The sequence below is a fragment of the Peribacillus sp. NPDC097284 genome (assembly GCF_044761765.1).
Classification (GTDB): domain Bacteria; phylum Bacillota; class Bacilli; order Bacillales; family DSM-1321; genus Peribacillus.
Genome location: NZ_JBIWCZ010000004.1, coordinates 302111 through 319853, shown reverse-complemented (window position 1 = coordinate 319853; position 17743 = coordinate 302111). Strand labels below are relative to the sequence as shown.

Genomic DNA, 17743 nt, shown 5'->3' with positions numbered 1-17743 from the left:
GTTTTATGCACAAAACGATGAATAAATCAGGAATTCTTTTTCTATATTTTTATGAGGAATAGCGTGAATTGGTGAGTCATTTTGTGGCAAGGCTATGTTTGTGGTAAAATACAGGTTAGCTTAAAAAAGAAAAGAGAAGATGATATGAAAACAACAACACCTGTTAATAAGAATGATATTATAGAGGTTTTATTCGAAGATTTAACGCACGAAGGTGCTGGAGTAGCTAAAGTTGATGGCTATCCAATCTTCGTTCAGAACGCGCTACCTGGTGAAAAAGCAAAAATTAAAGTCTTGAAGGCCAATAAAGGATATGGATTCGGACGTTTGATGGAAATCATCGAAAATAGTCCGTATCGCGTGGAAATCCCTGCTGAAGACTATAACAAGTATGGTGGCTGTCAACTGCAACATATGAGTTATGAAGGTCAATTGGAGTTTAAGGAAAAACAAGTGCGTGACGTGATGACCCGTATTGGGAAACTTGAGGATGCGACGGTTTATCCGGTTATTGGGATGGAAGATCCTACCCATTATCGTAATAAAGCGCAAGTGCCTGTAGGGGAAAAAGATGGCAAACTGATTGCAGGGTTCTTTAAACCACGGACACATGAAATTGTGGAAACAAAAGAAAGCATCATTCAAAATGAAGTGATTAGCGAAGCCGTTCAGGTTGTGAAGGAAGTCTTTAGTCATCTGGGAATACCCGCTTACAATGAGCAAACACATAAAGGTGTTTTGCGTCACATCATGGCTCGTTATGGTAAGCAAACGGGTGAGTTAATGATCGTGCTTGTTACACGGACTAGCAGTATCCCATTCATCGAAACCATCGTGAAGGAAATCACTGACCGACTTCCACAGGTGAAATCAATCGTTCAAAACGTGAATACGAAGAAAACGAATGTCATTTTGGGAGAAAAAATGTCTGTGCTTTGGGGTAACGAAGTAATCTATGACATGATTGGCGACGTGAAATTTGCGATTTCGGCTAAATCCTTCTACCAAATCAACCCGGACCAAACGAAAGTCCTTTATGACAAGGCGCTGGAGTATGCTGGATTAACGGGTGAAGAAACCGTGATTGATGCCTATTGTGGCATTGGTACCATTTCTTTATTCCTGGCACAAAAAGCGAAAAAGGTCATTGGCGTGGAAGTGGTGGAAGAAGCTATAGAAGACGCACGCCGCAATGCGGAACTGAATGGGATTACGAATGCCGAATTCGTTGTTGGTGATGCAGGAAACGTGATTGCTGAATACTATCAAAAAGGTAATACAGCAGACGTCATCGTCATGGACCCACCGCGCAAAGGCTGTGAAGAAACTCTTCTAAATACAATCATTGAGATGAAACCGAAGAAAGTCGTTTACGTATCTTGCAACCCAGGAACCTTAGCCCGCGACCTTCACATTTTGGAAGAAGGCGGATATAAGGCTGTTAATATCCAACCTGTTGATATGTTCCCGATGACTACACATGTTGAAAATGTTGTGTTATTGGAGCTAAAATGATATAAGCAACTGCCTTTATTAGAAAATACGGAAGCAGGATCCCATAGGGGTCCTGCTTTTTCATTTTTTTCATTAAAAAATTTTCCACTTATATTCTTGTCCTTAAGATTTGGACATATATTAAGGAATATCGAATAGGGAGCAAGGTGGTTTTATCAATTTTCAAAAAGTAGTGGCAGTGATTGTTGGTAGCTTTTTGATTGGTGTTGGGATAAATGGATTCTTGGTCCCTTATCACTTGATAGATGGTGGGATTATAGGGATCGCTCTCGTTCTACATTACTTCTTTGACTTTCAGACAGGGCTTTCGATGTTGGTTCTTAGCATCCCTTTATTTATATATGCCTGGTGTTATGAGCGTTCCCTTTTCTATAGCAGCATCCATGGGTTACTATTGACTTCTCTTTTCATGGATTGGTTAAGCCCATTAAAAAGGGAATTTGCGGTTTCTATTTTCACCAGTTCATTGGTTGGTGGGGTAATTATCGGGGTGGGGATAGGGCTTATGCTCAGATATGAAACAAGCAGTGGAGGAACGGATTTATTGGCAAAATTCATTGCCAAATCCTCCTCCATGGATATTGCATTAATCATTATCATCATAGATACCGCCATCATCTCAGCCGGTTTATTTATTTTAGGAATAGAGATTTTTCTGTTTTCATGTCTGACTATTGTCATTATCGGTGTGATTACATCCATCATGGAAGTACGAAAATGAATGCTCTTACGCCTAAAGAAATATAATTAATTTTTCAAAATGAAGGCTACCTCATCGATGGCTTTTTGCAGTTTCTCACTATTTTTACTATACATCGCTTTGGCATCTTTTGATTCAGTAGAGAGGGCAAACACCTCTAAGTCTGCTTGGCACTTTTTTAAAGTCGCGAGCATTAGAGGTCTTTCTTGAGGAGAAGGGACCTTAAGTTTATCGTCATATAGGTCAACCGTTAATTCGCCATTTGAATTTGCTGCTCCAAGAAAGACATTTTCAAGGAGCACTCCTAATTTATCTAATTCAGTGTTGAGCCAGTTACGATTTAGCCCAATGGTGGACAGAGGTTCATCCATGATTTTCCCATCCATGATGACCATCTGTGATTCCTTAACTGAAGCAACTCTCATGTTTAAATCTTTCGGTGTGATTGGTTTATTTTCTTTCTTTAACAGTACGGAAAAATCACCATTTGCCTCTAATAAAGCAAACTCAACTGTGGATATATCAAAGACGTCCTTACTTCTGAGTAACCATAGTAATTCATCAGTTGTATACTTTTCTTTTTTTAAATTGTCTTCCATGATTTTTCCGTCTTTAATAAACACCGTCGCTTTCCCTTCCACCAAATCACGGAAAATTTTACTTTTCATCGAAATCAGTCCAGCTAAGAAAGGTGCCAATGCAAAAACAAGAATGGAGAGGACACCGTGAACAATGTTTCCTTCTACCTTTGTGGCTAATTCCGCTCCGATGTTTCCGATTGTTATACCCGTGACGTATTCAAAAAATGAAAGCTGGGATATTTGTTTTTTTCCTAGCCATTTGGTAATTAAAAAAAGGACAACTAAAAAAAATAGGGATCGTAAAACAACCTGTAACCAATCAGGCATTATTTAGCACCTCCTGTAAATAAGGGGTCTTAAAATCCCTTATATTGTGGTTCTTCTTTCTCTAACTCTCCGACCCTCTTTTGAATATCTACCATCACTTCATTTACTTTCATCATCGTTTCATGTAAGATTCGCTTCGATTCTTCATCCTGAGTTCGGAGTGCGAGGCTAGATAGTCCAGCTTCCACGCTTCTAAGACTGGCAGCGCATTGTTTAACATCAGATGCTATTGTCATCCTGAAAACTCCTTATTCTTTTGGTTTATACTTAACCATTCCAATTTCACTGCTGAACCCAAACAATTATGGTTGTTGCTGGGCGTCATATTCAATCGAAACGGCATGGGCAATACATGGAATCGATTCATTTTGTTGAAAGGATAGAGGAGATAATAAGGCACCTGTAGCGACGACAAGCATCCGCTTGATTTCTCCTTTTTTCATGCGGTTTAATAGATGACCGTATACAACGGTTGCCGAACATCCGGGTCCGCTGGCTCCTGCCAATACTGGCTGGGTATCTCGATAAATCATTAACCCACAATCAACATACTGTTCTTCCTTGATTGGAGTACCGTGTTTTTTGAATATCTCAAGTGAGACCTCATGCCCGATTTTCCCGAGATCGCCCGTCACGATTAAATCATAATAAGAAGGATCGAGATTCCGTTCTCTCAGATGAGTTTCAATCGTATCAACAGCAGCTGGGGCCATAGCTCCCCCCATGTTAAAAGGGTCCATTAATCCCATATCAATGACACGCCCGATCGTTGCCGATGTGACCTGAGGGCCGTTACCGGAACTGCTTAATAAAGCGACTCCTGCACCTGTCACGGTCCATTGTGCAGTGGGCGGTTTTTGACCGCCGTATTCAGTTGGGTAACGAAATTGCTTTTCAACCGCGGCATTGTGACTAGAAGCGCCAGTTAATAAATAATCCGCTCCTTTTGTGTTGATCAAGTAGGCACCAAGAGCGAGTCCTTCCATTGAGGTTGAGCATGCCCCGAATAAGCCAAGGTATGGTGTACCAAGCGTCCGGCATGCAAAACTTGTCGGTGTTATTTGATTGATGAGGTCACCCCCAAGGAAGAACTGTATCTGTTCTTTTTGTAGGCCAGCCTTTTCAATCGCTTTTGTATTTGCTTCTTCTAGAAGAACTTTATGAGCTTTTTCATAGGAATCCTGATTCAACCATAAGTCGGAATGAAGAGTATCGAAATCATCTGCTAACATTCCTTTTGCTTCAAATGGTCCACCGATGGTACCGGTGGAGAGTATGACAGGCTTTTGATCAAAGATCCATGTGCGATGCCCCGTCAGCATTATTAATCACCCCAATGTGTGAGAATTGATTTTTATAAGATTAAAGAAGACAGTCATTACAAGTCTTAGCAAGAAATATAAAGAGGTTGGTTGTCTCAACCAACCTCTTTATATTTTTATTGCTTATATTGTGGTTCTTCTTGTTCAATTTCATTAATACGTGGAGTAATGTTGTCAACAATCTCCTGTGCTTGTTGAGCAGCTTGCTGATAGAGTTGCTTCGCTTGTTCGTTGTCTGTTGAAAGGGCGAAAGTTTCGAAGCTAGCTTGAGCACTTTTTAGACCGGCTAAGGTTGTTTTTACATCACTGATTACTGTCATGGATGATACCTCCTGTTATTTACTTTCCTTTATATAATGGTAAAGGATCATTTTTAATATTCCTGTCATTTTTTTCTCTAGTTGAGTCGAGACGTAGGAAGACAGATGGAGATGCACATATATAAGAGACAACTGTAAGTAATTACCAACTAAAACTAACAGCATTCTCACCGATACAATCATTATCACGTACTCGCGTAATAGAAAAATGCAACTTAAGTAGGAGATGGAAAGATGAAGATGACTGTAAAGAAAAAATTACTATGGAGCTTTTGTGGAGTATTGTCTCTTTTAGCTATCATAACGGGGATTACATTTTATCAGTTCAACAGTGTAGACGATAGTTATTCAAGTGTTATAGAAGACCGTGTCAAAAAGATTTCTCTTTCGACAAAAATGGTCGATGCGATTCGCACGGAACAAATCGCCCTCCGAGGGTACTTGGTCAATGATACGGATAAATATTTATCAGCGTTCCAACAATCGAAGGATTCCTTCAAACAAGCTTTCGATACATATAGTGGGCTTAGTCTAGATCCAGAGGCAAAGAAGATTTTGGAGGAGCTAAATGGTTATGCTACCGAATATGAAACGCTGGCCGGACAGCTAATTGAATTAAAGGATCTAGATGATAAAAAAGGATACATCGACTTAATGAACAATCAAGGAGCTCCCCTTACAATAAAATTAAATGAGGTGAGTGAAGAGGCATTTAATTATCAACAGGCTGCCCTTTTAGAAAAAAGTGATGAATTGTCCCTTCAGGTTAACGGGGTGAAAAGGATTATTCTGATTATCAGCGTCCTAGCCATTATCACTGGGGTGGCGATTGCTTTAATCATAAACCGGAGTATCTCAAAACCTGTGCTGCTCGTTTCAGCTGCAGCAAAACAGATTGCAGCCGGAAATTTGACGATAGAAGATCTGAAAGTGAAGAATAGGGATGAAATCGGTGAATTGGCCAGCTCTTTTAATGAGATGAAAGGTAATTTACGAAGTTTGATTAAAACTGTGAATGTTGCAACGGATCAAGTTGCTGCTTCTTCGGAGGAACTGATGGCAAGCGCGGAACAAACCAATTCTGCGACAACACAGGTGGTAACGGCCATACAAGAAGTGGCCGGTGGTGCTGAAACTCAAAATAACTATGTTGAAGAGAGTTCAAACGGTGTCCAAATCATGGCCATCGGTACCAAGAAAGTTGCCTTAACGACTTCCGCTGTTACTGAATCGGCAATGGAGGCCGCAAAACAAGCCAATATCGGTAGCGAGTATCTTAACAAAGTGATTGAACAAATGAAATCCATTTCAACGTCCACAAACGAATCAAATGAAGTGGTGAAAAAACTGAATGATCAATCCAATGAAATTGGCAAGATCATCGAAGTGATCACGGGCATAGCCGACCAGACGAATCTCTTAGCCTTGAACGCGGCTATCGAATCGGCAAGAGCCGGTGAACATGGGAAAGGTTTTGCAGTCGTGGCTGATGAAGTCAAGAAATTGGCTGAACAATCTCGCCAGTCAGCTAAGCAGATTGCTGACCTCATTCAGAATATTCAAGATGATACGGTACTTGTGGTCAATACGATGAACTATGGCACCCAGGAAGTGACAGAGGGAATGAAACTTGTCGAGGAGACTGGGAAAACATTCGATTCCATCCTAGAGTCGATAGAAATGGTAAGTTCCGAAATACAAGAGGCATCCGCTGTATCGGAGGAAATGGCAGCGAGTGTAGATCAAGTGAGCGCGGCCATTGAGCAAGTAACCCGTATTGCGGAAGGATCGGTAACAAGTACGGCCGAAATTGCTTCGGCTTCAGAGGAACAGCTGGCTTCCATGGAGGAAATCACCGCCTCTGCTTCATCACTGGCGAGGATGGCCGAGGAATTGAAAGAGAAGGTCGTTGCTTTCAAAATTTAAGCAAACAAGAGATGTCCGGGAAACCGGGCTTTTTTTGTGGTTTTTTGTCAGAAAGTTATCTTCTGAACAAGAAGGAATCTACCAGGGAAAAAAGAACTATTGTAGTGAGACAAAAAAGGGTTAGGAAAAGGGGAGAGGAAATGAATAATAAGAAGAAGGCGGCAAGTATGTTATTAGCGGTGGCATTGGTGGCCACGCCATTCAGTGCAACGGCCAAACAGGCGAAAGTAGAGTATGTCGCTTTAGGGGATTCGTTGGCCGCTGGGCAAACACCCGATGGGGTCATCGATTATGGATATGCCGATTATATTGCGGATTCTTTTGTGAAGAATAAATATAAGCTGGCCGATTTCGATAATTTTGGTGTACCTGGGTATACCTCTGAAAAATTGAAGAATGATTTGGTTAAAAGTAGTAAGGTCAGAAAGGAAATTAAAGAAGCAACCCATATCACCATTGATATTGGTGCCAATGATCTCCTAGGCAAAATTAAAACGGACCCTTACAATGCGCAGGAAGCAATCGATACGGTCCGTGTAAATTTGCAAAGCATTCTCCGTACGATCGATAAACTGAACCCAAAGGCCAAGGTATATGTGATGGGTTATTATAATCCCTTCCCCTACTATCCGAAAGAGCAACAGGAACTTCTTTTGCCACTATTGAAAAGTCTAAATGAACAAATCAAAGCGGTAGCAAAGAAAAATGGGGATACCTACGTATCGACCGAGACTCAAATAGGGAAAAAATATAAAGAGTATCTTCCGAATAAACAAGATATCCATCTGAGTAAGTCCGGGTATAAGGTCGTGGCCAAAGAGTTTTGGAAAGGCATAACTAAAAAGAAGTAGAAGGTCATCCTTTCAAAGACGTTAAAGTCAACATGTTAGTATGTTGGCTTTTTTTGTGATGAAGAAGAGGATGGTCCCTTTTAAAATTTAATCAATCGTTTGATTAATGGGGGGGAACGGTAGTATGCTTGGGTTTCATGATGCCATGAAAGAAATAAGGAGTGAATGATCATTGGGAGCATGCAATCTTAACCATACCAGGCAAGATGTCAGGATGAAGCTTAATAGCCAACAGGATTTCTTGCCAAAAACGCTAGGCGAAGCTTTGAAGGAGTTGCTGGAAAAAGAGCAGACGCAAGAAATGCTTAATGAACTTTTCCATCTGCTAAAGAAATATGATTTATCTTCCAAAGAAGAGCAAGACGTAAGAAATGAAAAATTAGCCCAACTCATAAACTGAGTTAGGAGAAACGGGAGCGCTAAGGTGCTCCCGTTTTTTTAGGCTTGATATGGGTGGTTTACCCGAAAACGGCATTTACAGTAATAATGTCAGGTTGGATGTACATAGGATAAGGCGATGTGTCATTTACACCGAGCAATAGGAATAAGAAAAAATTGAGGTAAGGGGTGATACGTAAAACGAATGGGTACTCATGCCTATTATTCCTGTAGGATTTGTCTTTTTTTGTCGAAAACATAGAATTATAGAAATATGTTGTTTATGATGATAAAGGACTAACGTTTTAGTAGTTTATGGAGTCATAAGCAGGATAAGGGAGAGAGAAATGAAAAATGAAAAATTGTAAAACATGTGGTAAGCCGGTGGATGCGGATGCAAAATTTTGTCCTTCATGCGGTGCGGTACTTCCGGGGGAAGAACAGCTCACGGAAAAAGAAATAGCCGCTGCAGAAATGAGGCAGGAGCAAGCTGAGGAAAAGCCCTCTAAGAAGCGATTTAACAAAAGAACGCTAATCATTGCGGCAATCTTAACAATCATCCTTATTTCCAGTGCAGCTGCAGCCATTATTCTTCATAAATCCCCAAAAGAATTATATCTACTTTCTGAATATAAATCGTATCAATATGCAAAAGAGCAATGGGTGGATCAGCATGGTGATTCATTGGAATTCCAAGAGAAAACGATGCAGCAACCTTCCCGTTCGGAGATGACACTAAGTGGGGATGTCGACATGGATTCCTTAGGGAGCGATCCAGACTTCGAGATGGTCAAGGAACTATTGGGCCAGGCATCGATTTCCGCCAAAATGGATCAGGATCCCAAAACGAATCAGGGTCATTACACCGTCGCATTAAATATTGATAAGGAAAAAGCAATGGATGTGGAAATGGTCCAATCCAAGGACCAAGCCGGACTAAAGGTGCCCATGTTATATGATAAGTTCTTTTTCCTGAACTTTGATGAATATGGGGAGTTCATGCGGATGATGGATCCGTTATATGATGGACCGGAAACATTGGAAATATCAGACCTTGAATGGCAGGATTTGAAACTGACAGAGAAGGAACAGAAACATATACAAAAACGCTATGGATCTTTCCTGATGGATAATTTGGATGATGATCAATTCAAGGTTGAAAAAGGTGTGGAATATAAGCACGAAGGCGATGCCATGAAGGTAAGGAAAGTCACTCTGAAACTTTCCGCTTCTGAAACTAAAACATTCATAGACGACTTAATGGATGAAATGATTAAAGATACAGAGCTTCATAATATTCTAGTGAAACGGGCTCAAAAGGTGGCGGGTGCTGCTGCCTTAACCGAACAGGTAGATGAAGAGATGCAAGATACAAAGGCAATGAAACGCCAATTGGTTGACGGCTTGAAAGACGTTAAGGGTGAATTGAAGGATATCCGTTTTGCTGAAGGATTTACCTCCACTTTATTAATAGACAAGAAAGAGCGAATCATCGACCGTAAAGTAACGACATCAATAGGGGATAGCTCTGATCAAGTTAATGTGGTCATGAAAGGTAAAAACATTCCTTACGGGGATGATCAGGCATTCAAAGAATTCAGTATCAATTTAGCACCTGATCATGATCAGGATACAGAGGTAATGTTCAGTGTCACGAATGATGCTGCCGCAAAAAAAGAGAAGCGGACTGAAGATCTCAAGGCAGCCTTTATGTTTAAAGAGTTTGGTGATACCAATGAAATCAAGTTTACGATGAAGAGTGACATCAAAGAAGAAAAAGCTGGGAAACAGGATATCACCAGGACATTCAACCTGGACTTTGATGGTGCGGATTTCTCGGATATGCCGTCTGCATGGAAGGGAACGGTTGAACAGAAGAATGACCTGAACATAAAGGATGAGTATTCTAATTCAAAATTCAAGATGACAGTCGGACTAGAGGATGCTTCGGAATCGGGAAGCGTCACAATCAACCTGGATTCCAAGACGAAGCTGAAAGATAAAGTGGATATGCAGGACTTTAAGCTTGATTCTGGTCAGGGATTAAGTGTTGTCGACATTTCTCCTGATGAGATGTATGAAATCCAGCAAGAAGTAGGGACGAATCTTATGGAGCTCGGTATGAAATACGGGCTCATTTCTGAAGATATGTTCGATTACGATTATGGCGATGAAGCGAGTTATGATGGTTATTATGATTTTGAAGATGAAGATTCTGATGATGCATTTTAAGTAGGGTGAGTTTTATATGAGGAACATGTTTGTGTTTACTTCCTTTTATCTAAAGGTACTGTTGAAAAATAGGAAATCGGCCGCAGCATTGTGGCTGACTCCTATTTTCTTTTTATTGGGTGCGGGTGTGATTGGGAATCACTTTTTAAAAGAGGAGAGCCGAGTTCAAGCATTTCAGGTAGCTGTAATAAATGAAGACCCTACGGTAGAAACGAAGATGGTCATCCAGCAGCTTACGGATAGCCCGCATTTGAATGGGGTCATGACCACCGTTGATACCAGTCAACAAAAGGCATATGAACTCCTCCATAATAATAAGGTAGCGGCAGTTATTTACATTCCTAAGGGATTTAGCCGTGACGTGGCACGAGGCATCAATACACCCGTCAAAGTTACGGGAAACAGCCAAAGACCGCTTCAATCCCAGCTTGTCCGTCATGTGATGGAAAGTGCGGCTGATTTTACTTCAGCTGCACAAGGCGGGATCAATACAATCGATTACTTCATGGAAGAGGCGGAGTTTTCCGAGGGCATGCAGAAGAAACAGTTCAAAAGGGATGTTCTTTCCTTCTCCCTCCATGTACTAAGTCGTGGGGAAATCTTTGATGAAAAAAAGCAGAAGAATCTTTTTCAGGAAAGTCTATTACATTATTATGCTATCTCTTTTTATATACTGCTTATCATGATATGGAGCTTTTTAGGGCTTCTATTACTGAAAAGAAATGAAAGTGCAGCCATAGAAAACCGTCTTTTGGGATTGGGTTTTTCTCATTTTCAATCCACCCTATCTAGAATGTTTGCGGCATATATCATGGTTTCGGTCAGTTCCATCCTGATTGCCCTTTTCTACTTATTATGGAATGGGATCTCTAAACCGACGGAGATAAGTATATGGATCGGCAGTACACTCGTGGCTGCTTTCGTATTTATAACCTTTTTTAGCTGGATGGAGGCAATGATACGGAATGAAAGATTTTATCAATTTGCCGGTATCGGCCTTATTCTTTTAGGGGCTGTCATTGGTGAGCATTTCATACCCGTCGTATATTTCCCGGATTGGTTACAAATCTTGAATTTATTTTCATTAAATGGATGGGTCCTCAAGTTCATGTTCGCAATGGTGCAGGAGGAAGCAGCCTATGCCCCTGTCGAAATTGGTTCTTGGCTCATCATTTCATCTCTGTGCAGTGTCTTCATCATAAAGGGGATTTTACAAATAAGGAGGAGTAGGTAATGGGAGTCATGATAGAGAAACTAAAGCATATGTTCAAGCCTATTACCCTCCTATTGTTTCTGCTACCGATCGTGGCCGCTGTTGGGGTGGGTTCGTTACTGGAGAAGCAACAAAAGGAATTGGTCATCCCGATTGCTATCGTAGATGAAGACCAAACGGATTTTTCGGGAAACCTCATCAAACAAATGGAGCTACAGCAACGCATCGTCGTGAAAGAGACCTCATTCGATGAGGCCGATACCCTTCTTTCCCGTAATGAGGTAGACAGTATATTCGTCTTAAAGAAAGGGTTTCAGGCGCATATATTAGATGACAAAAGAAAAGAGAGCATCGAGCTGTGGACTTCACCAACTTCCATAGCTTCGGGTATTGTTCGTGAAGTGGTAGCGAGTGAGGTTACGAAGGTGACAAGCTCCGTCAAAGCTGCCAATCGAGTGGAAAAGCTCTATCAACAAGAAAAAGGCATAAAGGCGGATGTGTGGAATGAGGCATTCGAATATACGAAAGATCAGTTGGAGCCAAAACCGTTGATGACCATAAACTATAGCAGTGAAAATAGTATAGCGGGAACACAAAATAAAGATGTTCTATTTACTTCCTACCTAGGTGTTTGGAGTTTCTTCACCATGCTGTCTTGTTTCATTACATCGGATTGGGTCGTGAAGGAACGCTCCGTTTTATTTCCGAGAATAATGACGACGAATATAGGACTCGCCTCTTATTTAAGACAGACGTCGGGAGCCTATATTCTTTTTCATGTTCTTCAAGCTGCTTGCAGTTTAATGGTTTTAAGGTATTTTCAACTTATGGAAACTACACTTTTTCTATATCTTGGAATGGTTCTGTTCATCGTTTATACAACTTCCATCAGCATGTGGACGGCGAGTCGGATGCATCATCTCGGAAGCTATTATGTGGCCGGTTCATTAATGGCATTCATTCTGGCAATTGCGGGGGGGAGTTTTTTTCCGATTGGTGATATTTCCCCAACGTTTGAATTTATATCCCTTTGGCTTCCTCAGAAAATTCTATGGGTAACGGCCTACCCGTGGTATACGTCATTTAGCGAGATTGGATGGACCGTATTATTTTCGGGAGTTTGCATAGCGTTGCTTTGGAGAACGACAAATTGGGGGCTGAACGTCAGATGATTATCATTAATAATATCGTAAAGAGATACGGAGATAACTTGCTACTTGATGATGTGTCATTGCAAATAGGAAAAGGAGAAATCTTTGGACTTTTGGGATCCAACGGGGCAGGGAAGTCAACACTCATTTCCATCCTTGCAACCGTATTACAGCCTTCTAGTGGCAACATCAGGATTAATGGGCTGGATTTAAAAAAGCAAACGAAGCAAGTTCGTCAACTCATTGGTTTTGTCCCACAGGATATCGCATTATGGGATGAGTTTACCGTCAAAGAAAATCTTCGTTTTTGGAGTAAGTTTGTAAATGGAAAAGTAACGGAAGAACGTCTACTGGAGCTATGTGATGCCGTACAGCTTGAGGATAAGTGGGATGAAAGGGTATCGAGCCTCTCTGGAGGAATGAAGAGGAAACTGAACATTGCCGTTTCTCTGATTCACGATCCGGATATTCTCTTGATGGACGAACCAACTGTCGGGATTGACCTTCAATCCAAGCTTGAAATTAATCAATATGTAAAGAGATTGGCAGAGCAAGGGAAGACAATTGTATACATTACCCATGATATGAGTGAAATCGTGAAGTTATGTGACCGTATTGGTGTGTTGCAAAAAGGGGTCATGAAATTTACCGGGACTCTGAAGCAAGCGGCCGAGAGCTTCCGGGAAATGGGGTATTACAATATAGGGATAGAAGAAGTGGTGTATCGATTATTAAGGAAGACGTTTGACACGGTTTCATAAAAGCTGTACCCTGCGCTAATAGTCAGCTTTTCATCTATTAATCAAACGTTTGATTAATAGATTCGGAAATCAATTAAGGTAGGTGAGGGAAGCATGTTCCTAGTGGGAGCAACCCAAAAGGTTCTCAAAAATATAGATATAAAAGCAGTCAATTTTAAGGAAGGCGTGGAGGAGGGATTCTATAGATGGCATGTCAATTCATTTAAGGTTGGCAGATATACTTGTCTTACGATGATAAATGATCTGACCCTTTATAGTGTGACCATCGTGGGAGTAAAGAAGAAAGACTTTCTGAACTTCAAGGAATTATTGGTACAACATGTACGGGAAAGTTTACTCGCAGAAGAGATCAACCCTGAGTTAATTGATTCCTATTTGAAAAATGGCAACGAAATGATCATAACTAATACTAATAATCGTAGTACATTAGGTTGCTTGAAAGAGGTTATTCTAAACATACAGTATGATTATCCGTTGGGAAGGGACATAGTGGGAGTGGACACTCAAGAAATTAACCATTACTATAATCGATTCATCCATCTAAAACTATCAGGTTATCCGATAAATTTAATGAAAGAGCAATTAGAAAAAATGTAAACAGCAGGTGCAAAGCCCTGCTGTTTTTAGGCATTAGTCTCCAACAGTATAGTTAAATGGGATAATTTCGTCGTCCCATGGATGTTTAGTGATATTGTTTTTTCGTTGCTGATTATTTTCAGTTAGCCTATTCACAATCTGGTTTACATGGTCCACGGCAGCGTTTATGCGTGAGACATCGTGATGAACCTGACTGATTCTCTTCAGCTGTTGGCGTTCATTTTGACGTTCAAGTTCCAGAATTCTTCCTTCAATCGATTGCGTTTGGGGGAGCTTGGCCTCGATATCCAGCTCTTGGAACTGGTGATTTCCGTTTTGTTGGGGCAACGGATAGAAACCGTGATGCTTCATTACTTCACTCTCCTTTAAAATCTGGATAGACAGATATCAATAGTCTATGTGGGAGTTAAGAAAGTGACAAAGATGGCTGCCTAGGGAATGTTCATATGAAAGGTTTCTGATTTGAGGAAAAGAAATCATTTCAATAAATTTGCAGAAATCCGCCAGTTCCTATATCGTTTAGGTAAGGAAGAAATCTTTCTTCCGTTATGAAACTAAAGTAGCGATCATCCGTATATATAGAAAAGAATGTAAGTCAGGAGGATAATACTAATGAATCGATTTCTTGCTGATGTTGTTCCTATGCTGGTTGCAGCCCCGATAGCTTTGTTGGTGGGATTGATCAGCGTATTTGCCTTAGATCAATCCTTCATGATTTCGGTGGTCTTTTCACTGGTCGGAGGGGGGCTCACTTACTGGTTGGGTTCACTTTATTTCACTTCACGATTTTTAAAAAAACATCAACTTACAAGGAAAGAATATCAATATATAAAGAAAAATATAGATGAAGCAAAGCCAAAAATCTGGCGGGTTCAAAAGGCACTTATTTCAGTGCGTCACCTTTCTTCCTTCAAACAGAGGAAGGATATGATTAAAATGATCAGGAAAATATATAGTCTGACTAAAAAAGAGCCGAAAAGGTTCTATAAAGCTGAATTGTTTTATTATTCTCATTTGGATTCCGCAACGGAATTGGCAGAGAAATATGTTTTTCTGGCCCAGCAACCGAGAAAGAACAAGGAGCTTGAACTGTCATTGACCGAAACTAGAAAGACGTTGAAGGATCTTACTAAAACGATAGAAAAAGATTTATATAAAGTCCTTTCCGATGATATTGATACCCTCAATTTTGAATTGGATGTTGCAAAACAAACCATTAAAACACGCAAAGAGTCACAAATAGAGGAAAGCAGGAGGCTAAAATGAATAATAAGGATTCTGATTTGTTGAATAATGCCAGTAGCTCTAATTTAATGGATGACCTTTTAGCCAATCCTTTTGCTGAGGTGAAGGAGCAAGAAACATTGTCCAAACAGGAAGCAAAGCCGGTCAAACTCATCGATGTGATTCCGGAGGAGAATCGGGAGAAGGCCTATCAGCTTGCGAAACAGATCGACCCGACGAATCATCAGGCCATGATATCGTATGGAACACCGGCCCAATCAAAGCTACTGTCCTTTTCCAATTCGATGCTTGAGCATGTGCAAAAGAAGGATGTTGGTGAGGTAGGCGACATCATCAGTGATCTAATGAAGAAATTAAACGAATTGAGCCCGGATGAACTGAAGGCCGAAAAACCCTCGTTCTTCGCTAGAATGTTCGGCAAACTGTCAGGCTCGGTACAGGAAGCCCTTTCGAAGTACCAAAAAACAGGCGCTCAAATCGACCGAATCAGCGTCAAGCTTGATCGTAGCAAGAATGTACTCCTATCGGATATTGTAATCTTGGAAAAGCTCTATGAAACGAATAAGGAGTACTTCCAAGCGTTGAATGTCTATATCGCAGCAGGGGAAATCAAGCTTGAAGAGTTATATGAGCAAACCATTCCTGCGCTTAAGAAATCTGCTGAGATGAGCAATGACCAGATGAAGTTCCAGGAAGTCAACGATATGCGCCAATTTGCTGAACGACTCGATAAAAGGCTGTATGATCTGAAATTGAGCCGCGAAATCACAATTCAAAGCGCTCCGCAGATCAGGTTGATTCAAAATACGAATCAGGCACTTGTCGAGAAGATACAATCCTCCATCATGACGGCCATCCCACTTTGGAAGAACCAGGTCGCCATTGCATTGACTTTAATCAGACAGCGTCATGCCGTGGAGGCACAAAAACAGGTATCCAAAACGACGAATGACCTGTTATTGAAGAATTCGGAGATGTTGAAAGTCAATACGATCGAAACCGCCAAGGAAAATGAGCGGGGGCTGGTAGACATTGAAACGCTTAAGAATACACAGGCCAATTTAATTTCCACTCTTGAAGAAACGCTTAGAATTCAAGAAGAAGGAAGACATAAACGACGTCATGCTGAGCAGGAACTTGCCGTGATGGAAAATGAATTGAAGCAGAAGCTTCTGGAGATAAAAGGATAAGGGGGAATCTACGATGGATGCTTTTGAAGCCATTAAAACGAGAAGAAGTATTGGGCTGGTCAAACAAGATCCTGTGCCCAAAGAAATCATCGAACAAATTATCGAATCCGGAACTTATGCACCTAATCACTTTAGAACGGAGCCTTGGCGGTTTTTCGTGCTGATGGGTGAAGGAAGAAACAAGCTTGGTCAGGTTTTTGAGGAAATCACTAAACTTGAAAATGTGGATGACACACCAGAGAGCCTAATAAGCAAAATGGAAAAAGCAAAGAAAAACCCACTGAGGGCGCCTGTCATCATTGCGGTAGGCATGGAACCTAGCGATAAGAAAAATGTCATGCTAACTGAAGAGTATGGTGCGGTCAACAGTGCTGTTCAGAACATGCTATTAACGGCACATTCGCTGGGGCTGGGTGCGGTATGGAGAACCGGTAAAATTGCCTATCATGATAAGGTGAGGGAATTTTTCGGTTTATCGGCCAAAGGGGAAATCCTGGCTTTTATCTATCTGGGGTATCCGGATATGGAGCCCAAACCAGCAAAAAAAACGCCAATCGACCAATTGACGACTTGGATCGTATGAACAAGAAGCGGAAACGCTTCTTTTTTTTTTTCAATTAGATTTAAAACACAAACATATGGTATTATCAAAGTAGTGGTCAATTACTATATTAGAAAACTAAAAGTTTGTAAAATAGCATGTTGAATGAAGTGATGCTTTTTTGTTTGTGCAGAGTTAATAAAGAGGAGGGACATAGAGAGTGAACACACGTTCATTCTTTTAAATATGGGAAATATTATATTACTTCTTGCAGGAGCGACTTTATTCCTAAATGGAAAAATGACGTTAGGAAAAGCCGATGCAAGAAATGTTGCGGTATTTAATTTATTTGTTGGCTCGTTTCAGGTGCTCGGTGCGTTTTATTTAATTATTGTTTCAGAACCTAGCAATGCAATGTCTTTAGGACATGCATCGATATTCTTGTTTGGTTTTACCTACTTGTACTTGGGAATAACCATTCTAAAAGGGATGGATGGAAGCGGTCTCGGGTACTTTTCACTATGGGTGTCCATTTTGTCCGTTGTGTACGCAACCGTAGAGTTTGCTCAATATGGTGACATGGTGAAGGGGTTGAACTGGGTATTATGGTCGTTCCTTTGGGGAATGTTCTATTTGACCAACTGTAAGAAGTTGCCCATTTCCGAATTCGTCGGGAAAATTTCGCTTGTACTATCATGGGTTACACTGACTATTCCATCATTATTGACCCTTACAGGTGTCTTTGATAACCAAACCATTTACAAAGCTTGGGCCATTGTATTGGTTGTATCTATTATCTACATCGGGTATCTGGGTTATTTATTATTTTACAAGAAAAAAGAAAAAACAAAAGCTATAGCAGCATAACTCATGGAGCAGTATCTCCGTTTGCC

The 17743-nt window shown here is 40.8% G+C and carries 19 protein-coding genes; 14 read left to right on the top strand and 5 right to left on the bottom strand.

From position 1 onward, the window contains the following. Window positions 1–144: 144 nt before the first annotated feature. Complete coding sequence (gene rlmD / locus ACIQXU_RS11460; RefSeq protein ID WP_402989345.1) at window positions 145–1515, top strand: 23S rRNA (uracil(1939)-C(5))-methyltransferase RlmD; 1371 nt, start codon at window positions 145–147, stop codon at window positions 1513–1515. 178 nt (window positions 1516–1693) lie between these two features. Further along, on the top strand, window positions 1694–2236 hold the full coding sequence (locus tag ACIQXU_RS11455) for a YitT family protein (RefSeq protein WP_402989343.1): 543 nt from the start codon (window positions 1694–1696) through the stop codon (window positions 2234–2236). A gap of 26 nt (window positions 2237–2262) precedes the next feature. Here the strand turns inward: ACIQXU_RS11455 and ACIQXU_RS11450 are convergent, their stop codons facing one another. From ACIQXU_RS11450 to ACIQXU_RS11435, 4 genes are all read right to left on the bottom strand, one after another. After that, the gene (locus ACIQXU_RS11450) at window positions 2263–3123 is read right to left on the bottom strand and encodes a DUF421 domain-containing protein (RefSeq protein ID WP_402872208.1); all 861 of its coding nucleotides are present in this window, start codon (window positions 3121–3123) and stop codon (window positions 2263–2265) included. Window positions 3124–3152: 29 nt separating this feature from the next. After that, entirely contained in the window at window positions 3153–3359 is a 207-nt protein-coding gene (locus ACIQXU_RS11445; RefSeq protein ID WP_402872205.1) for a DUF1657 domain-containing protein, read from the bottom strand. Window positions 3360–3425: 66 nt separating this feature from the next. Next, entirely contained in the window at window positions 3426–4445 is a 1020-nt protein-coding gene (spoVAD, locus tag ACIQXU_RS11440; RefSeq protein ID WP_402872202.1) for a stage V sporulation protein AD, read from the bottom strand. A gap of 116 nt (window positions 4446–4561) precedes the next feature. After that, complete coding sequence (locus tag ACIQXU_RS11435) at window positions 4562–4765, bottom strand: DUF1657 domain-containing protein (RefSeq protein ID WP_402872198.1); 204 nt, start codon at window positions 4763–4765, stop codon at window positions 4562–4564. A gap of 234 nt (window positions 4766–4999) precedes the next feature. Between ACIQXU_RS11435 and ACIQXU_RS11430 the strand changes: the two genes are divergently transcribed. The 8 genes from ACIQXU_RS11430 to ACIQXU_RS11395 all read left to right on the top strand — a co-directional run bounded on the left by ACIQXU_RS11430 (window position 5000) and on the right by ACIQXU_RS11395 (window position 13874). Next, window positions 5000–6691 (top strand): methyl-accepting chemotaxis protein, encoded by a 1692-nt coding sequence (locus tag ACIQXU_RS11430; RefSeq protein WP_402989340.1) that lies wholly within the window; start codon window positions 5000–5002, stop codon window positions 6689–6691. 140 nt (window positions 6692–6831) lie between these two features. Continuing rightward, window positions 6832–7542 (top strand): GDSL-type esterase/lipase family protein, encoded by a 711-nt coding sequence (locus tag ACIQXU_RS11425; RefSeq protein WP_402872192.1) that lies wholly within the window; start codon window positions 6832–6834, stop codon window positions 7540–7542. Window positions 7543–7714: 172 nt separating this feature from the next. Further along, on the top strand, window positions 7715–7942 hold the full coding sequence (locus tag ACIQXU_RS11420; RefSeq protein ID WP_402989338.1) for a hypothetical protein: 228 nt from the start codon (window positions 7715–7717) through the stop codon (window positions 7940–7942). Between the two features lie 332 nt (window positions 7943–8274). Next, entirely contained in the window at window positions 8275–10152 is a 1878-nt protein-coding gene (locus ACIQXU_RS11415; RefSeq protein WP_402989335.1) for a zinc-ribbon domain-containing protein, read from the top strand. Window positions 10153–10168: 16 nt separating this feature from the next. Further along, a complete protein-coding gene (locus ACIQXU_RS11410) occupies window positions 10169–11386 on the top strand; it encodes an ABC transporter permease (RefSeq protein ID WP_402989333.1) in 1218 nt (405 codons plus the stop codon). Further along, window positions 11386–12537, top strand: coding sequence for an ABC transporter permease (locus ACIQXU_RS11405; protein WP_402989330.1), 1152 nt, complete (start codon window positions 11386–11388; stop codon window positions 12535–12537). The genes ACIQXU_RS11410 and ACIQXU_RS11405 overlap by 1 nt, the downstream gene beginning before the upstream one ends. Next, entirely contained in the window at window positions 12534–13277 is a 744-nt protein-coding gene (locus ACIQXU_RS11400) for an ABC transporter ATP-binding protein (protein ID WP_402989327.1), read from the top strand. The genes ACIQXU_RS11405 and ACIQXU_RS11400 overlap by 4 nt, the downstream gene beginning before the upstream one ends. A 93-nt stretch (window positions 13278–13370) precedes the next feature. Further along, window positions 13371–13874 carry a DUF6933 domain-containing protein gene (locus ACIQXU_RS11395; RefSeq protein ID WP_402989324.1) on the top strand — a complete coding sequence of 168 codons (504 nt, stop codon included), beginning with the start codon at window positions 13371–13373 and terminating at the stop codon, window positions 13872–13874. 33 nt (window positions 13875–13907) lie between these two features. Here the strand turns inward: ACIQXU_RS11395 and ACIQXU_RS11390 are convergent, their stop codons facing one another. Then, a complete protein-coding gene (locus tag ACIQXU_RS11390) occupies window positions 13908–14225 on the bottom strand; it encodes a hypothetical protein (RefSeq protein ID WP_402989322.1) in 318 nt (105 codons plus the stop codon). Between the two features lie 261 nt (window positions 14226–14486). Between ACIQXU_RS11390 and ACIQXU_RS11385 the strand changes: the two genes are divergently transcribed. The 4 genes from ACIQXU_RS11385 (at window position 14487) to ACIQXU_RS11370 (ending at window position 17717) form a co-directional block, all read left to right on the top strand. Next, on the top strand, window positions 14487–15140 hold the full coding sequence (locus ACIQXU_RS11385) for a 5-bromo-4-chloroindolyl phosphate hydrolysis family protein (protein ID WP_402989319.1): 654 nt from the start codon (window positions 14487–14489) through the stop codon (window positions 15138–15140). Further along, window positions 15137–16309, top strand: coding sequence for a toxic anion resistance protein (locus ACIQXU_RS11380; RefSeq protein WP_402872169.1), 1173 nt, complete (start codon window positions 15137–15139; stop codon window positions 16307–16309). The genes ACIQXU_RS11385 and ACIQXU_RS11380 overlap by 4 nt, the downstream gene beginning before the upstream one ends. Before the next feature lie 13 nt (window positions 16310–16322). Beyond that, complete coding sequence (locus tag ACIQXU_RS11375; RefSeq protein ID WP_402958575.1) at window positions 16323–16892, top strand: nitroreductase family protein; 570 nt, start codon at window positions 16323–16325, stop codon at window positions 16890–16892. A gap of 204 nt (window positions 16893–17096) precedes the next feature. Then, window positions 17097–17717: an AmiS/UreI family transporter gene (locus ACIQXU_RS11370; protein ID WP_402872163.1), complete on the top strand. Its 621-nt coding sequence runs from the start codon at window positions 17097–17099 to the stop codon at window positions 17715–17717. The last annotated feature ends 26 nt before the right edge of the window (window positions 17718–17743 follow it).